At 39.9% G+C, this 23787-nt stretch carries 4 protein-coding genes; all 4 read left to right on the top strand.

Going from position 1 to position 23787, the window contains the following annotated elements:
- The first annotated feature begins 2 nt into the window (after positions 1-2).
- From IM322_RS07260 to IM322_RS07245, 4 genes are read left to right on the top strand one after another with little or no spacing between them, the layout of a single operon-like run.
- Complete coding sequence (locus tag IM322_RS07260; RefSeq protein ID WP_287672353.1) at positions 3-3275, top strand: non-ribosomal peptide synthetase; 3273 nt, start codon at positions 3-5, stop codon at positions 3273-3275.
- Positions 3272-17383, top strand: a complete 14112-nt coding sequence (locus IM322_RS07255; RefSeq protein WP_287699171.1) for a non-ribosomal peptide synthase/polyketide synthase — start codon at positions 3272-3274, stop codon at positions 17381-17383. Before IM322_RS07260 ends, IM322_RS07255 begins: the two co-directional genes overlap by 4 nt.
- Complete coding sequence (locus IM322_RS07250; RefSeq protein ID WP_002777035.1) at positions 17380-19257, top strand: TubC N-terminal docking domain-related protein; 1878 nt, start codon at positions 17380-17382, stop codon at positions 19255-19257. Before IM322_RS07255 ends, IM322_RS07250 begins: the two co-directional genes overlap by 4 nt.
- Complete coding sequence (locus tag IM322_RS07245) at positions 19254-23471, top strand: non-ribosomal peptide synthetase (protein ID WP_287699172.1); 4218 nt, start codon at positions 19254-19256, stop codon at positions 23469-23471. Before IM322_RS07250 ends, IM322_RS07245 begins: the two co-directional genes overlap by 4 nt.
- Positions 23472-23787 lie beyond the last annotated feature (316 nt).

The raw sequence follows: 23787 nt of genomic DNA, 5'->3' as shown, positions 1-23787 counted from the left end.
AGATGAATAGCACAAATAGACAAAATGTAGCCGATATTTATCCCCTATCGCCGATGCAACAGGGGATGTTGTTTCATAGCTTGTATGAGCCAGATGCAGATGTATATTTCGTCCAATTCAGTTGTAATTTAAAGGGCAATGTCGATACAACAATATTTGAGCAAGCTTGGCAAAGGTTAGTAGAAAAGTATGTCGTTTTCCGTACAGCTTTTATTTGGGAAGCATTGAGCCAACCTGTACAAGTAGTCTATCGACAAGTAACTGTGAGAGTCGCTACTTATGATTGGCAACATTTAACCGCACAACAGCAAGAACAGGAATTAGCAGTTTTTTTGGAGAGTGATCAGCAAAAATCCCTAGAATTGTCTGAAGCTCCATTAATGCGCCTAAATCTGATCAAGTTGGATAAAAATACCTATCAATTTGTTTGGAGTAGTCATCATTTATTACTTGATGGTTGGTCTTTATCTTTAGTGATTAAAGATTTTTTAAAGATTTATCAAGAAATTTCTCAAAATCAGATTAGCACTGATCAACCTGTTGTCAGCTATCGCCAATATATTGCTTGGCTACAGCAACAGGAACAAAAACCAGCCGAGGAATTTTGGCAACAAAAACTGCAAGGTTTTACTGCTCCTACTCCTTTGGTAATAGAAAGATCATCAAATTCTAAAAATAGCAACGTCTATAAAAAACAGCAAATTCAGTTCCCCGCTTCAACCACAGCCGCCTGCCAGTCTTTTGTTAGGAAAAATCGCTTGACACTGAATAATTTAGTGCAAGCAACTTGGGGATTATTGCTATCGCGCTATAGCCAAGAAACAGACATAGTATTTGGTGCGACTGTATCTGGTCGTGAGACATCTATTGCTGGTATTGAAGCAATGGTGGGATTATTTATTAATACCTTGCCCATGCGAATCCAAGTTAAACCGGACACCTCAGCACTGACTTTATTGAAAGATTTACAAGCTCAGTTAGTTGAGTCTAATCAATACTCATATAGTTCATTAGCAGAGATTCAAACTTGGAGTGAAATCCCTAGAAGTGCATCTTTATTTGACAGTATAGTTGTTTTTGAAAATTATCCAGTTGACGCTACTGCGGTCTTAGGTAATGATAGTTTTTATCTGGAAAATATTCAGGTTTCTCAACAAACTAATTATCCTCTAACATTAATTGCGCTCCCTGGGGAGCAATTACAGGTGCGAATTAGCTATGATACTAACCGATTTGATGATGGGACAATTACTCGCCTATTGGGGCATTTTCAAACCTTACTGGAGGGAATTGTCGCCAATCCAGAGGCGCGAGTTTCTCAATTACCTCTGCTGACAGAATTTGAGAAAAATCAATTATTAATAGACGGTCATAATCCGCAGGTTGATTACCCAGTTACTAAGTGTCTTCATCAGTTATTTGAAGAGCAGGTAAAACGCACACCCGAAGCGGTAGCAGTTGTATATTCAGATCAACAATTAACCTACAATGAATTAAATAATCGAGCTAATCATTTAGCACATTATTTACAGTCTTTGGGAGTAAAACCTGATCAATTAGTGGGGATTTGTCTTGAACGTTCTTTAGAGATGATTGTGGGTTTATTGGGGATATTAAAAGCGGGTGGTGCTTATGTTCCTCTTGACCCTGAATATCCGATTGAACGGTTAAGCTTCATGTTAGAAGATGCTCAATTATCAGTGCTGTTAACGCAACAAAAGCTAGGAGAAACTCTACCTCAACATCAAGCGCAGATTATTTATTTAGATACCGACTGGGAAAAAATTGCCGAAAACAGCCATTCAAATCTAGAAAACACCGTCACCCCAGATAACTTAGCTTATGTTATCTACACTTCCGGTTCCACAGGTAAACCGAAAGGGGTGTTAGTCAATCACTCCAATGTCGTGCGATTATTTGCCGCTACAGATGCTTGGTATAATTTTAATAGTCAAGATGTCTGGAGTCTATTTCATTCCTACGCTTTTGACTTTTCGGTGTGGGAAATGTGGGGAGCTTTGTTATATGGTGGATGCTTAGTAGTTGTCCCCTACTTAGTGACGCGTTCTCCCGAAGCATTTTATCAGCTATTATGTCAAGAAAAAGTCACAATTCTCAATCAAACTCCTACCGCTTTCCGTCAGTTAATTCAAGTTGAAGAATCCTTAAAAGGAAGTTTTCCCCCCTTATCAAGGGGGGTTAGGGGGGATCGTTCATCGACAACAGATAACGATTTAAGCTTACGTTTAGTTATTTTTGGAGGAGAAGCTTTAGAAATTAACAGTTTACAGCCTTGGTTTAACCGACATGGCGACCAATGCCCCCAATTAGTTAATATGTACGGAATTACGGAAACTACCGTTCATGTCACCTATCGACCATTAAGTATGACCGACTTGGATAGTACAGCTAGTGTGATTGGTTGTCCCATTCCCGACTTACAGGTATATTTACTAGACCAATATTTACAACTTGTACCGGTTGGTGTACCCGGGGAGATGTATGTGGGGGGTGCAGGAGTAACAAAAGGTTATCTCAATCGTCCTGAATTAACAACAGAAAGGTTTATTCCTAGTCCTTTTGAAAATTCCAACAAATTGTATAAAACGGGAGACTTAGCGCGTTATTTACCTAAGGGAGAATTAGAATATTTAGGACGCATTGACAATCAAGTTAAGATTCGGGGTTTTCGGATTGAGTTGGGGGAAATCGAAGCATTATTAGCATCTCATCCCCAGATTTGGGAAACAGTAGTAATAGTGAGGGATGATACAACAGGAGATAAACGTCTTGTGGCATACATTGTGCCACAATCGGAAAAAACGATTACCATTAACGAAATACGGCAATTTCTGAAAGCTAAATTACCCAGTTACATGGTTCCTAATGCTTTCGTTATTTTAGATGCCTTACCCCTTACTGCTAATGGTAAAATAGACCGTCGTGCTTTACCCCCATCAGAATCTAGTAGCGAACCATCAGAAAAATATGTTGCGCCGCGTAACCCGATTGAGGATATATTAGTAAATGTTTGGTCAGAAATTCTAAAAGTAGAGAAAGTGGGCATCAATGATAACTTCTTTGAACTGGGAGGACATTCCCTACTAGCCACTAAATTAGTAGCACAGATCCGCGATCGCCTGAAAATTGAGCTTCCCCTACGTCAGTTATTCAACACAGCAACCCTCGCTGAATTAGCCCAAGGGATTGAACAGTTAAAACAGCAAACACCGGATTCCCCTGTTCCCACCATTTTACCAAGAAAAAGAAAATGAATTTTGAAGAATTACCCCTATCTTATGCCCAACAGCGTTTATGGTTCCTAGATCAATTAGAACCCAACAGTTCTTTCTATAACGTTCCTCTTGCCTTGCATTTAGCGGGGGATCTTCAGGCAGATATCCTCGAAAAAAGTTTACAAAAAATTATTCAACGTCATGAAGCCCTCCGCACCAATTTCACGACTATTGAAGGAAATCCTGTACAAATAATCAAACCAGAAAGCAATTGGAAATTAACGCTTGTCAATGGGAAAGACAGCCCAAAATATCGAGAAGAGCAGGAAATAAAAAAATGGCTAGAAATTCACAGCCATCAACCCTTTGATTTAGCCAATGACTCCCTAATTAGAGCCACCCTACTCAAGTTATCAGACACAGAATATTTCTTGCTGATTTGTCTGCACCATATTGTCTCTGATGGTTGGTCAATGGGGGTATTTATTGAGGAATTGACAACCCTTTATAATGCCTATACTAAAGGTTTAGAGCCTCTTTTACCAGAGTTACCGATCCAGTATGCCGACTTTGCAATTTGGCAGAGGGAGTATTTACAGGGAGAAATCCGACAAAATCAGTTAAATTACTGGCAAAAACAGTTAGCAGCAGCACCCGCCTTATTACATCTACCGACAGATCGTCCAAGGCCTCCGGAACAACGTTTTGAGGGAGATCGGATCAATGGTATTCTTTCCCCAGAACTTAGTCAGGGGTTAAATAGGCTGAGTCGTGAACAAGGTGTCACCTTATTTATGACCCTCCTGACCGCATTTAAGGTACTACTCTATCGCTATACGGGACAAACAGATATTTTGGTTGGTACTCCCATCGCCAACCGTACTCGTAGTGAACTGAATGGGTTGATCGGCTTTTTTGTCAATACCTTAGTCTTAAGAACAGATTTAGCAGGAAATCCCAGTTTTACCGAGTTATTAAAACAGGTACGAGAGACAGCAACGGATGCTTACGACCATCAAGATTTACCTTTTGAGATGTTAGTAGAGGCCATACAACCTGAAAGAAATATGAGTTATACTCCTTTATTTCAGGTAATGTTTGGCCTAGATACTCAAGTTCTCAATCAAATAGATTTAGAGGGAATAAAAGCTACTATTCAGCCTTTAGAATCTAAGACGGCTAAGTTTGATTTAAGTTTATCTATACAGGTAAAAGAAGCTGGATTAACTGCAATTTGGGAATATAATACAGATTTATTTAATCAAAGCACAATTGAGCAACTATCAGGGCATTTTGTTAACCTATTAACCGGGATTATTGCTAATCCAGAACAAGTAATTAGTCAATTACCATTACTAACAGAAAGTGAGAGTAATCAGTTATTATTTACTTGGAATCAGACTGAAATTGACTACAAAAATGATTTGTGTCTGCATCAGTTGTTTGAACAACAAGTAAAACAGAATCCACAAGCGATCGCAGTTAAATTAGAAAATGAATTTTTTACCTATCAAGAATTAAATAATCGTGCTAATCAATTGGCACATTACCTACAATCTTTGGGAGTAAAAGCTGATAGTTTAGTCGGGATTTTTGTTGAACGTTCCCTAGATATGATCATCGGAATCCTGGGAATAATTAAAGCTGGGGGAGCATATATTCCTTTAGATATTGATTATCCCCCAGAGCGAATTGCCTATCTTCTTGAAGATACTCAACTTAGTATTCTCTTGACCCAATCTAAATTTGTTGAGCAACTTCCCCAATTTCCACCGAACACTATCTGTTTAGATCAAGACTGGTCAATAATCGCCAAACAGAGTACAGTTAAACCTTTGGTAGCAGTTGAGCAGCACAATTTAGCCTATATTATCTACACCTCTGGCTCCACAGGTCAACCCAAAGGGGTAATGATTGAACATCGCTCAGTAGTCAACTATATCCTGACTCTTATTCGAGAGTATGGTATTACAGCAGATGATCGAATTCTACAATTTTCTTCTATCTGCTTTGATGTTTCCGTTGAAGAAATCTTTGTTAGTTTGTTATCGGGTGCGACCTTGGTATTGCGAACAGAAGATATGTTGCGCTCTAGTGAGGATTTTTGGCAATGTTGTCAAAAATGGCAATTAACAGTTTTGAGTCTTCCTACTGCCTATTGGCATCAATTAGCCTCTGAATTAACCCCTGATACCCTGCCAATTCTCTCAAAGATTAAAGTAATTTTCATTGGCGGGGAAGCCATTCAACCGGCAAAAGTACAGCAATGGCAAACAATTACGGGTCAATATTCCCCTCTTCCTCGACTATTCAATGGTTACGGACCAACAGAAGCAACCATTGCGGCGACTTTCTCCGAATTTACTTCACCAACTATAACCAATGTTCCCATTGGGCGACCCCTCAGTAATACTCAGGTTTATATTCTTGATGCTTTCTTACAACCTGTTCCTGTGGGGGTAGCCGGAGAATTACATATTGGCGGTGTCGGGTTAGCTAGGGGTTATTTTAATCGTCCCGAATTAACTCAAGAGAAATTTATTTATTTAGAGAATGGGGGACAGTTACAAGGGGAACGTCTATATAAAACTGGGGATTTATGTCGGTATTTACCCGATGGTAATATTGAGTATTTAGGACGGATTGACAATCAAGTAAAAATTCGCGGTTTCCGCATTGAATTGGGGGAAATTGAAACTGTTCTTAGTCAGCACAGTGCGGTAAAAACGGCTGTTGTTATTGCCTGGGAAGATGAGACAAATCAGAAACGTTTAGTCGCCTATATTATTCCCCAAGTAGAGATTATTTCCCCCCAAAAAGAGGAAAATTCGCTTAATGTTACTGAACTGCGGCAATTCCTGAAAGCTAAGTTACCAGAGTATATGATTCCTAGTGCTTTTGTTATTTTGGAATCCCTACCCTTAACGCCTAATGGTAAGACTGATTACCGTGCTTTACCGACTCCCGAATTCCAAAGCCAAGAGCAGTATATCGCGCCGCGTAACCCGATTGAGGAGATATTATCCTCGATTTGGGCAAAAGTGTTAAAAGTTGCACAGGTGGGGATTCACGACAACTTCTTTGAGTTGGGTGGACATTCATTATTAGCAACTCAACTAATTTCGCGCATCCGTGAGGCTTTTCAGGTAGAAATGCCCTTACGGGAGTTATTTGTTGCACAGACAATCGCCGAATTAGCACAGGTAATAAAACGTATTTCGCAGCAAGAACAAATTACTGAACTGCCGATTTTACCCAGGGACAAAGCAGCAGAATTACCCTTATCTTTTGCTCAGACTCGTCTTTGGTTTTTGGCTGAATTTGAGTCGAATAGTTCTTTTTATAATATCCCCCTAGCCTTGCGTTTAGAGGGAACTTTAAACTCACAAATCTTAATCCAGAGTTTAGAAGAAATTTGCGATCGCCACGAAGCTTTACGCACCAACTTTATTACCGTTGATGGTATCGCTACCCAGATTATACAAACACGAACCTGGACAGTTACGGTAGTTGATTTACAGCATTTATCTAGCAGTGAAAAAGTAATTGCCTCCCAAGAGTTAACACAAAACCAAGCGATTCAACCCTTTGACTTAGCAAGTGAACCCTTAATCAGAATCACTTTAGTGGTGTTATCTGAAACGGAACACCTCTTATTAGTCTGTATGCACCACATTGTCAGTGATGGCTGGTCAATGGGAGTATTTCTTCAGGAACTAACCGCCCTCTATAATGCCTATATTCAGGGTTTATCTTCGCCTCTAAATACCCTATCTATCCAGTATGGAGATTTTACCCTTTGGCAAAGACAATGGCTGCAGGGAGAGGTATTGCAACAGCAACTAGACTACTGGCAAAAACAGTTAGCAGACGCACCGGCCCTTCTATCTTTACCAACAGATAGACCTCGACCCAATCAACAAAGTTTTGCTGGGGGACATCTACCTTTTAGCCTTTCCCTAGAATTAACCGAAAAACTGACCCAATTAACCCAGGAACAGGGTGTCACCTTATTTATGACCCTGCTAACAGCTTATGCTGTCTTACTTTACCGTTATACAGAACAGGAAGACATCTTAATTGGTACTCCCATTGCTAACCGTAATCGCAGGGAAATTGAAGGTTTAATCGGCTTTTTTGTCAATACTTTGGTCTTGCGAATTGACTTGTCAGGTAAACCCAATTTTAATCAGTTATTGGGTCGAGTGCGGGAAATGGCAATGGATGCCTATGCTCATCAGGATTTGCCTTTTGAAATGTTAGTAGAAGTCCTACAACCTGAACGAGATTTAAGTCATGCGCCTTTATTTCAAGTGGATTTTCTGCTGCAAAATAGTCCTCCGTCTCCCTTAGAACTAACAGGATTAACTGCCACTCCCCTCACCACAGAAAATGACACCGCCAAATTTGATCTAACCCTGGCTATGGAGAATACCGGTGCAGGATTACAAGGGGTATGGGAATATAATACCGATTTATTTGATCGCAGTACCATTGAGCGATTAACAGGAAATTTCATCACCTTACTAGAAGCATTGGTTGTTAATCCACAACAGCAAATTTTCCAACTACCACTATTAACTGAAGTAGAGGCAAAAGAATTATTACAAGACTGGAATGCCACCGAAAAAGAATATCCTTTCCATCAGTGTGTTCATCATTTATTTGAAGAACAAGCAGCCAGAACACCGGATGCAGTAGCAGTGGTATTTGAAGGTCAAGAATTAACCTATCAAGAATTAAATATTCAGGCAAATCAATTAGCTCATTATTTACAATCTTTGGGAGTAAATTCAGAAGTTTTAGTTGGCATTTATCTAGAGCGGTCGCTGTTAGTTATTGTCGGATTATTGGCAGTTCTCAAAGCTGGAGGAGCCTATCTACCTTTAGACCCAGATTATCCCAAGCAACGGTTGACTTACATGGCAGAAGATGCCCAAATTTCTCTACTGCTAACTCAAGAAAGTTTACTCGATTCTTTGCCCGTAGAAGATGTGGGGGTAATTGTCTTAGATAAATTAGCGGAGATATTGACAGTTCAAAGTCCAGAAAATCCCCTCAGTGAAGTGGTTTCAGAAAATCTACTATGCCTATTATATACATCTGGTTCAACGGGTAAACCTAAAGGAGTGATGTTAACTCACGCAGCCTTAGTTAATCATAGTTGGGGCATTAGTGAAGTATTCGGTTTAACAGAATCTGATCGCGTTTTACAGTTTGCTTCCTTTGGTTTTGATGTCGCTGCGGAAGAAATTTTTCCCACCTGGTTAAAAGGTGGCACAGTGGTTTTAAGACCAGGGCAAATGTTTGCAACTTTGACTGATTTTGCCAATTTTATCGAACAAGAAAGGCTCACCGTTTTAAATATTACCCCCGCCTATTGGCATGAATGGGCGCTCGCCGTTTCCCAATCATTAGCTACTGTACCATCCAGTCTGCGGGTTGTCGCTGTGGGAGGGGATGCAGTGTTACCAGAAACCGTCAATATTTGGCGACAAATGGTCGGAAAACGGGTTCAATGTATCAACGTCTATGGACCCACAGAAGCGTCTGTAACCGCCATAGTTCATGACTTGCTAGATTATCAGTCAGAGAAAATCAATTCGGTGCTGATTGGTCGTCCCATTGCTAACACAAAAGCATATATCCTGGATCAAAATCTGCAACCTGTACCCATTGGAGTTAAGGGAGAATTGCATTTATGCGGTGTTCGTTTAGCGCGGGGTTATCTGAATCGTCCCGAATTAACTGCTGAAAAATTTATTAACAATCCCTTTGCTAATGCAGCTTTCAATCGGTTGTATAAAACGGGAGATTTAGCGCGTTATTTACCCGATGGTAATATTGAATGTTTTGGCCGGATTGACAATCAGGTTAAAATTCGCGGATTCCGTATTGAGTTAGGAGAAATTGAAGCGGTACTTAACCAAAATATTGATGTACAAACATCTTGTGTGATTATTCGCGAAGATACTCCGGGGGATAAATATTTAGTCGCCTACATAGTAGCTCATTACGAACGGATACCGATGATTAGTGAACTGCGTCAGTTTCTGTCCAGTAAATTGCCTCTATATATGGTTCCTCAAGCTTTTGTTTTTCTGGAATCTTTACCCCTTACTACTAATCGTAAGGTAGATCGTCGCGCTTTACCCGCACCAGATAAGATAGGGAATCGCCGGGATCAATATGTAGCACCACGCAATGGAATTGAAGAGATGTTGGTGCAAATTTGGACAGAAATACTCAAAGTAGAGCAAGTGGGAATTTATGATAATTTCTTTGAAATTGGCGGCCATTCTCTCCTCGCAACTCAATTAGTCTCGCGGATTCGGAGTTTATTTAAAATAGAACTACCTTTGCGGAGTTTATTTGGTGCAGCTACGGTAGCCGAATTAGCGCATCTTATTGGACAACTACAGCAGCAAAATCTCACTCTAACATTACCCCCCATTTTACCGAGAACTAAGGATACAGAATTACCTCTATCTTTTGCTCAACAGCGTTTATGGTTTTTAGATCAATTGCAACCAAATAGCGCTTTATATAATATACCGATGGTGTTGCATTTCCGAGGCAACCTCAATCAAAAGGCCTTAGAACAAAGTTTACAAGAAATTTGCGATCGCCATGAAGTATTACGGACTAATTTTGTCACGATTGATGGACAACCGACTCAGGTTATTCAAACAACAAGGGAGACAATATCGGTCGTTGATTTACAAGATTTACCCATCCATGAACAAGCAGAAAAAACACAGCAATTAAAGCAAAAACAAGCGACTCAACCCTTTGATTTAGCCAAAGAATCCTTAATCAGAATCACTTTAGTGGTGCTATCTGAGACGGAACATCTCTTGTTAGTGTGTATGCACCACATTATTAGTGATGGTTGGTCAATCGAAGTGTTGATTCACGAATTGACCAGCTTATATAATGCTTATGTGCAGAATCAACCCGCAAATTTAGCTCCCTTACCGATTCAGTATGGAGATTTTGCACTCTGGCAAAAACAATGGTTACAAGGGGATGTCCTGCAAAGTCAATTAAATTACTGGCAAAATCAACTAACAGCTGCACCCCCTTTATTATCTCTTCCCACAGACCATCCTCGACCTGCGGTGCAAAGCTTTGTCGGTACTCAGCAAGAATTTTCCCTTTCCCCCAAACTTAGCCAAGCTTTGACTGAATTGAGTCACCAACAAGGGGTGACATTATTTATGACGCTGTTGGCTGCTTTTGATGCTTTACTGTATCGTTATACAGGTTCCGGTGATATTTTAGTAGGAACTCCCATTGCTAACCGTAATCGCAGCGAAATTGAGGGTTTAATCGGCTTCTTTGTGAATACTTTAGTGATGCGGACGGATTTATCAGATAATCCGAGTTTTAGTCAGTTATTAACCCGTGTTCGGGAAGTGACCATGGATGCTTACGCGCATCAAGACTTACCCTTTGAAATGTTAGTCGAAGCGTTGCAACCGGAACGGGATTTGAGCCATACTCCCCTATTTCAAGTCGCTTTTGTACTGCAAAATACACCCAAGTCTGAGATTGCAATGACGGGATTAACGGTGACAGATTTGCCACCGGAAAATACCACAGCTAAATTTGATTTAACCTTAGCCATGGTTAACATGGATGATGGCTTAAAAGGTGTCTGGGAATATAATACTGATTTGTTTGACAGTAGCACTATTGAACGACTATCATGGCATTTTATTAACTTATTAGAGGGGATTGTAGCCAATCCTCAAGAGCGGATTTCCCAATTACCCTTATTGACAGAAAGCGAAACTAATCAGTTATTAATTGAGTGGAACAATACTCAAGTTGACTATCCTGAGTATAAGTGTATTCATCAATTATTTGAGGAACAGGTAAAAAGGACTCCCGATGCAATTGCCGTAGTCTTTGACAACCAACAATTAACCTACAATGAGTTAAATTGTCGTGCTAATCAATTAGCCCATTATTTGCAAAAATTAGGAGTAAAACCTAAGGAATTAGTGGGGATTTGTCTAGAACGTTCTTTAGAGATGATTGTGGGATTATTAGCTATTCTTAAAGTCGGTGGAGCTTATGTTCCGATTGACCCCGATTATCCCCAAGAACGCATTAGCTTTATGCTCCAAGATACCCAGGTTAAAATACTGTTAACCTGCGAATCTTTAGAGACTTCCTTGCCAAATCATCAGGCTATTGTTGTCTGTTTAGATAAAGATTGGCAACAAATTAATCAAGCAAGTCAGGAGAATCTTAACAGCACAGTTTCTGCGGATAATTTAGCCTACGTCATTTATACTTCTGGTTCTACAGGAATACCCAAGGGTGTTATCGTCACTCATCAGGCAGTTAATCGACTGGTATTAAATACCAACTACATCCAGTTTACTCCTGATGACCGCGTTGTGCAAGCGTCTAATATTGCTTTTGATGCCGCTACTTTTGAAATTTGGGGGGCTTTACTTAACGGTGCTAAGATTATTATTATCGCTAAATCAGTTTTGCTCTCACCCCAAGAATTGGCACTAAGCTTAAAGGAAAATCAGATTAGTGTCTTATTTTTAACCACAGCACTTTTTAATCAGTTAGCCAATTTAGTTCCCCAAGCTTTTAGTAACTTACGCTGCTTACTATTTGGGGGTGAAGCAGTTGAACCAAAATGGGTAGAAGAGGTACTAGAAAAAGGTGCGCCACAACGGTTGCTTCATGTCTATGGACCAACGGAAAATACAACGTTTTCTTGCTGGTATTTAGTGGAAAAAGTAGCTTCTACAGCGACAACTATTCCCATTGGCAAAGCGATTGCCAATACCCAAATCTATTTGCTGGATAAAAATCTGCAACCTGTCCCGATTGGTGTAGTAGGAGAATTACATATTGCTGGTGCAGGATTAGCCAAAGGTTATCTTAACCGTCCCGAATTAACCCAAGAAAAATTTATTGCTAACCCCTTTGACAAAACAGGAAAGAGTAAATTATATAAAACGGGAGACTTAGCGCGTTATTTACCTGATGGTAATATTGAATATGTAGGACGGATTGACAATCAAGTAAAAATTCGCGGCTTCCGTATTGAATTGGGAGAAATTGAGGCTGTACTTAGTCAAAATCAGGCGGTACAGTCTTCTTGTGTGATTGTTCGTGAAGATAATCTAGGGGATAAACGTCTAGTTGCTTACGTTGTACTGCAACCCGAAATCAACCTGACAATTAACGAAATACGGCAATTTTTGCGAGCAAAATTACCTGATTATATGGTCCCAACGGCTTTTGTTTTGCTTGATACTTTCCCCTTAACTCCTAATGGCAAAATCGACCGTCGTGCTTTACCTGTTCCCGATTTACAGAGCCAAGGTGAATATATCGCTCCCCGTAATCCCATTGAAGAAAAAATAGCGCAGATTTGGGCCGAGGTACTGAAATTAGAACGAGTCAGTATTGAGGATAATTTCTTTGAACTGGGGGGACATTCCCTCTTAGCTACCCAGGTTATCTCTCGGTGTCAGGAAGCTTTTGAAATTGCTTTACCCCTACGTTATCTGTTTGAATCCCCAACCATTGCTCAGTTAAGTGCGGTAATTTTAAAAGAACTGCAAACAGGTTTAGGGTTAAAGCTACCATCAATTGTACCCGTTAATCGAGAGGATGATATTCCCTTATCCTGGGCGCAAGAACGTCTCTGGTTTGTGAATCAATTAGAAGGAGAAAGTGGTGCTTATACTATTGATTTAACGATGCGTTTGCGCGGAAATCTCAATATTAAAGCCTTAGAAAAAGCTTTCCAAGCAATTATTCAACGCCATGAACCCCTACGGACTCAGTTTAAACTCAAAGATAATCAACCAATACAAGCGATCGCATCCAATGTCAACTTTACCTTACCCGTAGTACAAAGCCAGCCTCTGCAAGTAGAGCAACTGTTGATAGAAGCGGCCTCCGAACCCTTTGATTTAGCTAATGGTTCAGTATTACGAGTCAAATTATGGCAAGTCAAGACAGATGAATATGTCCTATTATTAGCCATTCATCATATCGCAGCCGATGGTTGGTCAGTAGGTGTTTTAATCGACGAATTATCAGCCTATTATCGAAGTTTCTGCACCGGGACAAAAGCAGATTTACCTGATTTATCAATACAGTATGCTGACTTTGCCGTGTGGCAGCGTCAATGGTTAACCAATGAAGTATTAGACCGTCAATTAAGCTACTGGAAGCAACAATTAACTGGGGTTCCCCTACTACACCAACTTCCCACAGACCGTCCCCGGCCAGCAATCCAAAGTTTTCGCGGTGGGACGGAGCGACTGCAACTAGATAGTCAACTAACGCAACAATTGAAAAAACTCAGTCAAGAGTCCGGTAGCACTCTCTTTATGACATTACTAGCGGGTTTTGCTGTGTTACTATCTCGTTATAGTCAACAAACAGATGTGGTAATTGGTTCACCAATTGCTAATCGTAACCGCACCGAAATTGAAGGGTTAATCGGCTTTTTTGTCAATACTTTAGTGTTAAGATTTGATTTATCTCAAGACCCGAACTTTGAGGATTTTCTCACGCAAGTCAGACAAACGACTCAAGACGCTTACGACCATCAAGATTTACCCTTCGAGATGTTAGTCGAAAAATTACAAATTGAGCGTCATTTAGATCGTAATCCTTTAACACAGATAGTTTTTGCCCTTCAGAATGCTCCTAGTTCTCCCTGGGATTTACCCGGACTAAACATTGAGGAGATACCATCGGGACTTGATTCAGTCAGGGTTGACCTAGAAGTTTACCTGTGGGATGCACCGGAAGGATTGGGCGGTTTTTGCTCTTATAACAGGGATTTATTTGCTGCTGAAACTATTGTCCGTATGATGAATCATTTTAAGAATTTATTAGCGGCAATTGTGGAAAATACCCAGCAATCAGTGGCCTTGCTTCCCTTATTAACTCCAGAGGAAAATTATCAACTATTAGAAGGGTGGAATGAGACAAAAGCTGATTACTCCTATAACAAGTGTATTCATCAATTGATCGAGGAACAAGCAGAGCGTACCCCTGATGCAGTAGCAGTAGTTTTTGAAAGTCAACAGTTGACGTATGCAGAATTAAATAGTCGGGCCAATCAACTAGCTCACTATTTACGCTCTTTAGGCGTAGAAACCGAGGTAATAGTCGGTTTATGTGTAGAGCGCTCTTTAGACATGATTGTGGCATTATTTGGCATCCTTAAAGCAGGTGGGGCCTATCTCCCCCTTGACCCCGAATATCCTCAAGAACGCCTACAATTTATGTTAGAGGATAGTCAAGTACCCTTATTACTAACCCAAAGTTCACTGATTGATAAACTCCCTAATCATCAAGCTAAAACTGTATTTTTAGCTGAAACTTGGGAAGAAATTAAACCAATGAACCGGGATAATTTGACAGGGAAAGTGACAGCTTCTAATTTAGCTAATGTGATTTATACTTCTGGTTCTACGGGTAAACCTAAAGGGGTGATGGTTGAACATCAGGGTTTGTGTAACCTTGCTCTAGCACAAATTGATACTTTTGCTGTGTCTTCTCAGAGTCGAGTGCTTCAATTTGCTTCTTTTAGTTTTGATGCCTGTATTTCAGAAGTTTTGATGGCTTTGGGAGCAGGCGCTACACTTTATTTGGCAAATAAAGACAATTTAATGCCCGGCCTACCCTTAATCAAGCAATTACGAGATAATAAGATTACTCATATTACTCTACCGCCATCAGCTTTAGCAGTGCTACCGTGGGACAATCTTTCCTCTCTGCAAACTATTATTGTTGCAGGGGAAGCCTGTTCTCCTGAATTGGTGAAAAAATGGTCACAAGGACGAAATTTCTTTAATGGTTATGGCCCAACGGAGGGAAGTGTTTGTGCAACGATAGCTAAATGTACGCCGGTTGATGAAAAAATAACTATTGGTCGGCCAATTCCTTATGTCCAAGTTTATATTTTAGATTCTCATTTACAACCGGTTCCTATTGGTGTACCCGGGGAATTACACATCGGAGGAGCAGGGGTAGCCAGAGGTTATTTGAATCGTCCAGAATTGACACAAGAGAAATTTATTCCTAGTCCTTTTGAGGAGCAGGGTCTGATCCCCCCAACCCCCCTTAATAAGGGGGGCAATCAATGGTCAAAATTATACAAAACAGGAGATTTAGCTCGTTATTTACCTGATGGAAGAATTGAATATCTGGGACGAATTGACAATCAGGTTAAAGTAAGGGGTTTCCGTCTCGAATTAGGGGAAATTGAAGCAGTTTTGAGCCAACATCCCCTAGTACAAGAAGCGGTTGTGATAGCTCGCGCTGATCAGACAAGTGATCATGATCATGACCAGCTTAATACTAATTTAGTAGCCTACTTAGTTCCGGCTCTCAAGGATCAAGTATTGCCTGAACAGCTTGCTCAATGGCAGAGTGAATATGTTAGTGATTGGCAAAAAATTTACGAAGAATCCTACAGTAAACCCCAACCTCAAACCGAGGACCCCACTTTTAATATTAGTGGTTGGAATAGTAGTTATACTGGACAAGCTATTCCGGCAGCAGAAATGCAGGAATGGGTTGATCAGACGGTGAGCCGAATTTTAGGAAATCAACCACCGCAACGAGTATTAGAAATTGGTTGCGGAAGTGGATTATTGCTATTCCGTGTGGCGAAACATTGTCAGGAATATTGGGGAGCCGATTATTCCTCTGCTACCATTAATAACCTAGAACATTTATGTAGCACAATTGAGGGTTTAGAGGGCAAAGTAAAATTATTACACCGAACAGCCGATGATTTTACCGGTATTCCCCAAGCTACTTTTGATCGAGTAGTAATTAACTCTGTTGTTCAGTATTTCCCTAGTGTCGATTATCTATTACAAGTTATCGCAGGAGCAGTCAAGACGATTGCGGATCAGGGTCAAATTTTCTTAGGTGATATCCGTAGTTTGCCCTTACTAGAGCCTTACCACGCCGCGGTACAGTTAGCTCGCGCTGAAGCTAATAAACCCCTTGAACAATGGCAAAAACAGGTGAATCAAAGTGTAGCTACCGAAGAAGAATTGCTAATTGAACCTCAGTTCTTTATCGCTCTTAAACAACGTTTTCCGCGAATTTCTTGGGTAGAAATTGCACCGAAACGGGGTCAGGCTCAAAATGAGTTAACCCAATTCCGCTATGATGTTACTTTACATCTGGATACTGATGTTCAAAAAACGACAATTCCTTGGCTAAATTGGCAACGAGATCGGTTTTCTTTAGGGCAACTACAAGATAAACTGAAACTGGAACAACCAGAATATTTAGGTATCAGGGATGTGCCAAATCAACGATTACAAAAGGCGCTACAAATTTTAGACTGTTTAGAAAATCCTCCTGGGGTAACAACGGTGGGAGAATTGCGGCAATTGTTAGGAAAAAATACCGGGATAGGGATTAATCCTGAGCAAATGTGGCAACTGGGAGAACAGTTAGGTTACACTGTTCATCTCAGTTGGTGGGAAGGTAGTCAAGATGGTTCTTTCGATGTAGTTTTCTGTCGCCAGAATGCCATCTTAGAACCGATAATAAGTAAAGTTGATCAACAACCATACCCCAATTTTTGGGATGATGGGACGATTATTCCCAAATCCTGGACTGATTATACGAATAATCCCCTATACGGTAAATTAGTCCAGAAGTTGGTGCCACAGGTGCGGGAATTTGTCCAACAAAAGCTACCTAGTTATATGGTTCCCCAGGCTTTTGTTTTGCTTAATACCCTACCTTTGACTCCTAATGGTAAAGTAGATCGGCGAGCTTTGCCTACACCCGATACAGCTACGCGCAATTTGGCTACGGGATTTCTAGCACCTCGTACCCCGATTGAAACTCAAATGTCTCAAATTTGGAGTGAAGTTTTGGGAGTCGAACGTATTGGAATTAAGGATAATTTCTTTGAATTGGGAGGACATTCCTTGTTAGCAACTCAGGTTATCTCTCGTTCCCGCGATCTTTTCTCGGTGGAATTGTCTTTACAAAATCTGCTGGAATACCCAACTATCGCTAATTTAGCCGAAATCATTGAAGTTCTTAGCGTTGCACCGGGAGAAACATCTATGACTGAAACCTTAGAAGATTATGAGGAAGGAGAACTATGAAAACAGTTGAATTTTTAGCTTATCTCAACAGTTTACAAATTAATCTATGGGTTGAAAATGATAAACTACGCTATCGTTCACCCCAAGGAGTAATGACCCCAGAATTATTGGGAAAGTTAAAAGAGCGGAAAGAGCAATTAATTGCTTTATTGCGCCAAAAAGCTGAGGATTTAAGTGAAGCAGAAGTTTATGATGTCGTCATTTGTGGCGGTGGATTAGCTGGTTTAACCTTAGCAAGACAGTTAAAACTGCAAAAGCCGAATATTTCTGTCATTGTTCTCGATAAAATAGCTCGTCCTTTACCAGAAGCCAGTTTTAAAGTGGGAGAGTCAACAGTTGAAGTGGGTGCTTTCTATTTAGCCAATACGCTTCAATTAACAGATTACCTTGAAAAGCAACATTTAGTTAAACTAGGATTGCGATATTTCTTTAACAATAGTGCTACTCATTTTCAAGATAGACCCGAACTAGGTTTATCAGAGTTTCATCTTCCTAATTCCTATCAAATTGATCGGGGTAAATTAGAGAATGATTTACGCGCCTTTAATCTCGAAGCAGGAGTAGAATTACGCGAAAATTGTTCAGTTAATGAGATTGAACTCGCCGTTGGGTTACAGCAACATCATAAAGTTGTTTATACTCAAGAAAAAGGAAATCATAAAAAAACTAAACTCATTCAAGCTAGATGGGTGGTTGATGCAATGAGTCGCCGTCGTTTTCTGCAAAAAAAATTAGGCTTAGATAAACCTAATAATGCTCAATTTGGTGCTGTTTGGTTTCGGATTGAGGGTCGCTTTGATATCAGCGATTTTGTCCCTAGTAGTGAAGAAAAATGGCATAATCGTGTTCCCAATAAAAACCGTTACTATTCTACCAATCATTTATGCGGTGAAGGTTACTGGGTTTGGACAATTCCTCTATCCACAGGTCATACCAGTATTGGTATTGTCGCTCGCCAAGATATTCATCCTTTAAAGAATTATTATAACTACGAACTGGCTTACCAATGGTTACAGAAAAATGAGCCGACTTTGGCTTTTCACTTAGCCGATAAAAAACCGGAAGACTTTAGGAAAATGCCCAAATATAGCTACTCATCTAAACAAGTATTTTCCTACAATCGTTGGGCTTGTGTCGGTGAAGCAGGGACATTTCCCGATCCTTTTTATTCTCCAGGTACCGATAATATTGGCTTTGGTAATTCCTTAACAACTCAGTTGATTACCCTTGATCTAGAAGGTAAACTGACGCAGGAAAAAGTCAAAGATGCAAATTGCTTTTATCTAAGCTATAGCGATGGAGTAACCTTGAATATTCAAAACGCCTACAATTGTCTGGGTAATGGCATGGTGATGGCAACAAAATTTATCTGGGATACGTTGTCAGGCTGGACATTTAGTGGTTTGATGATGTTTAATTCTATCTACCTTGACCAAGAATTTAGAACGAAAGTTCAACAGATCAATAGCAAATTTTTCCCCCTTTCCTATCGAATGCAGCAGTTATTTAAGGATTGGGCGAATCAATCTTTACATCGGGTTAATTTTGAATTTATTGACTATTTAGCAATTCCTTTTGTCGAGGAACTGCGATCACGAAATTTAAGATACAACCAAACCGAGTCAGAAATCATTGAAAACTATCTCAGTAGCTTAAAATTGTTAGAGGAGGTAGCTCAAGTTATGTTTCACCTAGCTCTAGAAGATACTATGCCAGAAATGTTACCAAAAGTTAGCTCTAATTCTTGGTTAAATGCCTGGGCAATTAGTCTAAATGCTAGTAAATGGGAATCTGATGGACTTTTTGCTCCTAAGAGTGAACCTCGTAATTTAGACCTAATTAAACAACAACTTTGGGAGGCAATTGGTAAGTGAAAGTAGGAGAATTTTTAGCCTATTTAAAGGGTTTAGACATTAAACTATGGCTGGAAGGCGAAAAACTTCGTTTTCAGGCTCCCAAAGGGGTTATGACCCCAGAAATTAAAGAAGAAATCGCTGCCCAAAAAACTGAAATTTTGGACTTTTTAAAGGCGGCAAAAATCCCAACTAATACTGTTGATTTAGAGATTATTCCCGGGTCACGGGATCAGGATTTACCCCTCTCTTTTGCTCAACAACGACTCTGGTTTCTGCAGCAACTTTCTCCCGATAGTCATTCCTATAATCTGTTGGAAGCTTTGCGGTTAGAAGGAAACCTCAATCTATTAGCTTTAGAACAAAGTCTCAGTGAACTGATTCGCCGTCACGAAATTTTAAGAACCACTTTTCCCATGGTAGAAGGGCAACCCATTCAGCGCATTGCTCCCCCTTCACCCGTCAGTTTACCCCTGGAAGATTTACAAGGTTTATCAAAGAATGAACAGACAGAACATCTGCAAGAAATAGCGATTGCTTTCTCCTTAAAACCCTTTAATCTAGCCAAGGAATCATTAGTCCAATTTAAGTTAATTAAACTGGGTTCTCAAGAGTATGTATTGCTGTTGAAGATGCACCATATTATTTACGATGGTTGGTCTTTGAGCATCTTCTTTGATGAATTATCTCAACTTTATGCGGCCTTTGTCCAGGGGTTGCCTTCCCCTCTCGCTAAATTATCGATTCAATACGCCGATTTTGCCGTATGGCAACGTCAATGGCTCACCGGTGAAGTCCTGGAACGTCAACTTAATTACTGGCAAAAACAGTTACAAGATGCACCTACTATTTTAGAATTGCCGACGGATTATCCCCGTCCCCCAATTCCTAGTTTCCGGGGTGATGGGCAGGTTTTTCGACTGAATCAAGACTTAACGCAACGCCTCAAACGGTTAAGTCAGGAGTCAGGAGCAACACTATTTATGACTTTACTGGCGGCTTTTTTTGTCCTAATTTCTCGTTATAGTGGTCAATTAGATGTTTTGGTGGGTTCTCCCATCGCTAATCGTAATAGTTCGGCAATTGAGAAATTAATGGGCTTTTTTGCCAATACTTTGGCTTTAAGGGGTGATATGTCGGGAAATCCGAGTTTTCTGGAGTTATTAGAACGAGTAAAGCAAACGACTTTATCAGCTTATGCCCATCAAGATTTGCCTTTTGAAATGTTAGTAGAAAAATTACAATTAAACCGAGATTTAAGTCATAATCCTTTGATACAGGTAATGTTCTCACTGCAAAATACTCCCCAATCTGAGGCAAGTTTATCTGGCTTAAAGATGGAGAGTTTGCCTTTATCTGTTGAGCTTAAAGCGCGATTTGATTTAGAGGTTAATTTTTGGGAGGTTGCTGATAGGTTAGAGGCGGTTTGGTGTTATAGTACGGATTTGTTTGCCGCTCGCACTATTAAGCAAATGGGGCAACATTTTCAGAATCTCTTAACTGCGATCGCAGATAATCCCAAAACGGGAATTTTTGAGTTACCGATGTTAAGTGATGAAGAACGTTATCAATTGTTATCATTGTGGAACGAAACTCAAACAGATTATCCCAATAACAAATGTATTCATAAGTTATTTGAAGAACAAGTAGAACGGACTCCTAATAATATAGCAGTGGTCTTTGACCATGAATCCTTAACCTATTCAGAATTAAATAATCGAGCTAATCAATTAGCTCATTACCTGCAAAAATTAGGCGTAAAACCTAAGGAATTAGTGGGGATTTGTCTAGAACGTTCTTTAGAGATGATTGTGGGATTATTAGCTATTCTTAAAGTCGGTGGTGCTTATGTTCCGATTGACCCCGATTATCCCAAGGAACGCATTAGCTTTATGCTCCAAGATACCCAAGTTAAAATAATATTAACCTGCGAATCTTTACAGACTTCCTTGCCAAATCATCAGGCTATTGTTGTCTGTTTAGACAAAGATTGGCAACAAATTAATCAAGCAAGTCAGGAGAATCTTAACAGCGCGGTTTCTGCGGATAATTTAGCCTACGTCATTTATACTTCTGGTTCTACAGGTAAACCTAAAGGTGTTGAGGTTATTCATCGTAGCGTTAATCGTCTTTTGTTGGGCGTAAATTACGCACATCTAGATGCAACACAAAGATTTTTACAAATGGCTCCCATTGCTTTTGACGCTTCTACCTTTGAGATTTGGGGTGCTTTATTACATGGTGCGAGATGTGTGATTTTTACGGAAGATATTCCTACCGCTACAAGTTTAAGAAATGCAATAGACAAACATGGCATTACTATTTTATGGCTAACGGCTGCTTTGTTCAATACGATTATTGACAATAATTCCCAAGCTTTATCAGGAATTAAACAGCTACTAATTGGTGGAGAAGCACTTTCGGCTGCTCATGTTCATAAAGCACTGGAAACTTTGCCATTGACGCAAATTATTAATGGATATGGACCAACAGAAAGTACAACTTTTACCTGTTGCTATCCTATTCCTACACAACTAGAGGCAACAATAAAGTCAATTCCCATTGGTTGTCCAATCTCCAACACACAGGTTTACATTTTAGATAACTATCTCCAACCTGTCCCGATTGGTGTAGTCGGAGAATTACATATTGCTGGTGCAGGATTAGCCAAAGGTTATCTTAACCGTCCCGAATTAACCCAAGAAAAATTTATCCCTAATCCTTTAAGTAATTACCCAGATTCTCGTCTCTATAAAACAGGAGATTTAGCGCGTTATTTACCCGATGGTAATATTGAATATGTAGGACGGATTGACAATCAAGTAAAAATTCGCGGCTTCCGCATTGAATTGGGAGAAATTGAGGCGGTACTTAGTCACAATGAGATGGTACAGTCTTCTTGTGTGATTGTTCGTGAAGATAATCCGGGGGAAAAACAGTTAGTTGCCTATATTGTGCCTAAGCTAGGAGTAAAGCTAACAAGTGACGATTTGCGTCAATTTCTTAGCCATAAATTGCCTGGTTACATGGTTCCGAGTGCCTTTGTGCTGCTGGAGTTTTTGCCTTTAACAGCTAACGGAAAAATTGATCGTCGTGGGTTAAAAGCTCCTAGTAATACCAGTGATTCAGACAGATTTATTGAAGCGCGTAATCAGTTAGAATTAAACCTCGTGCAAATCTGGTCAAAAGTGCTAAAGATTGACAAAATTAGCGTGCAGGATAACTTTTTTGACCTCGGTGGTCATTCCCTTTTAGCTCCTTATTTAATCACCCAAATTAAAGAACAGTTAGGCAAGGAAATTGCCGTAACCACACTGTTTCAAAACCCAACTATTGAACAGTTAGCGACCATTATCCAAACCGATTCAGATTCCTCTAACCAGTCTTGTTTGGTTCCCATTCAACCCCAGGGTTCAAAGCCACCTTTCTTCTGTGTTCCAGGCGCCGGGGGACGACCATTTTATTTTTACCATTTAGGACGTTATTTAGGAAAAGATCAACCTTTCTATAGTTTTGAAAATGATCTCTATCAACAGTTTGGAGAAATCACTCGTATTGAGGATATAGCCAGTATTTACCTTAAAGCCATGCAGGATTTACAACCCCAAGGACCCTACTTTTTGGGAGGACATTCCTACGGTGGTAATGTGGCTTTTGAAATCGCTCAACAGTTGGTTAATCAGGGTCAACAAGTGGCATTACTAGCAATCATTGATTCTTCAGCACCCACTTATAAAGACAAACAAATTTTGCTTGATTATATTAATTGGGATCATGTGCGATGGTTAGCTGAAGTCAGCAAAGGTATCGAAGTTTATTTAGATAAAACCATCGATATTTCCCATGAAACTCTTCAACTCTTAACAGTGGAGGAACAATTAAAATACGCCTTAAACTTTTTTAAACTGGCTAATATGCTTCCTCCCAATGCGGAAACTAGGCAGCTTGAAAAAATTGTCCAAGCCTATAAAACTAGCTGTTTATGTCTGATTGATTATCTCCCTAAACAGATTTATCCTGGTAAAATTACGATTATACGGGCCAGTGAGGAATTATCTGATGATCCAAATAAAGATTTAATAGCTGGAGATTGCGAGGATTCCTCTTTAGGCTGGAGTGAATTTTCTACAGAGCCAGTTGAGATTCATTTCGTCCTAGGAAATCATGTCTCGATTATGGTGGAACCCCATGTCCAGATTTTAGCCGAAGAGTTAAAAGTTTGCCTTGAGATGTGATACCAAACCCGTTTTTAAGACTATGATTAACTCCCAATCCAACTTGAAAAACCCAGTTAAGTACCTAAGCAAAATTAGTTACACATTTCGATAAAGCTTTTGCCTTTTGCCTCTTGCATGAGTGCCTATCTTCACTAGGAAATTTATTTTGCAAGACTACTTATCAATTGTTTCTCCCCAATCTCCTCTATCTTTTAAACAGGATTTAATCTAAGAACTGACGATTTTCTACAAGTTGTGTGAACGGTAAGACTAATGTAGAATGCTGCAAGGCATCTGATTGCTAGACAGCCGATTTGTATTCTTTTGCCTTACC

Source organism: Microcystis sp. M109S1, from assembly GCF_020247025.1.
Classification (GTDB): Bacteria; Cyanobacteriota; Cyanobacteriia; order Cyanobacteriales; family Microcystaceae; genus Microcystis.
Note: the sequence above shows the minus strand (reverse complement) of the source record. Positions and strands in the feature narration are given on the sequence as shown.

What these genes read in the sequence shown, in the direction of transcription:
- IM322_RS07260 (WP_287672353.1), top strand. Translation starts at nt 3, where the DNA reads ATGAATAGCACAAATAGACAAAATGTAGCCGATATTTATCCCCTATCG.
- IM322_RS07255 (WP_287699171.1), top strand. Translation starts at nt 3,272, where the DNA reads ATGAATTTTGAAGAATTACCCCTATCTTATGCCCAACAGCGTTTATGG.
- IM322_RS07250 (WP_002777035.1), top strand. Translation starts at nt 17,380, where the DNA reads ATGAAAACAGTTGAATTTTTAGCTTATCTCAACAGTTTACAAATTAAT.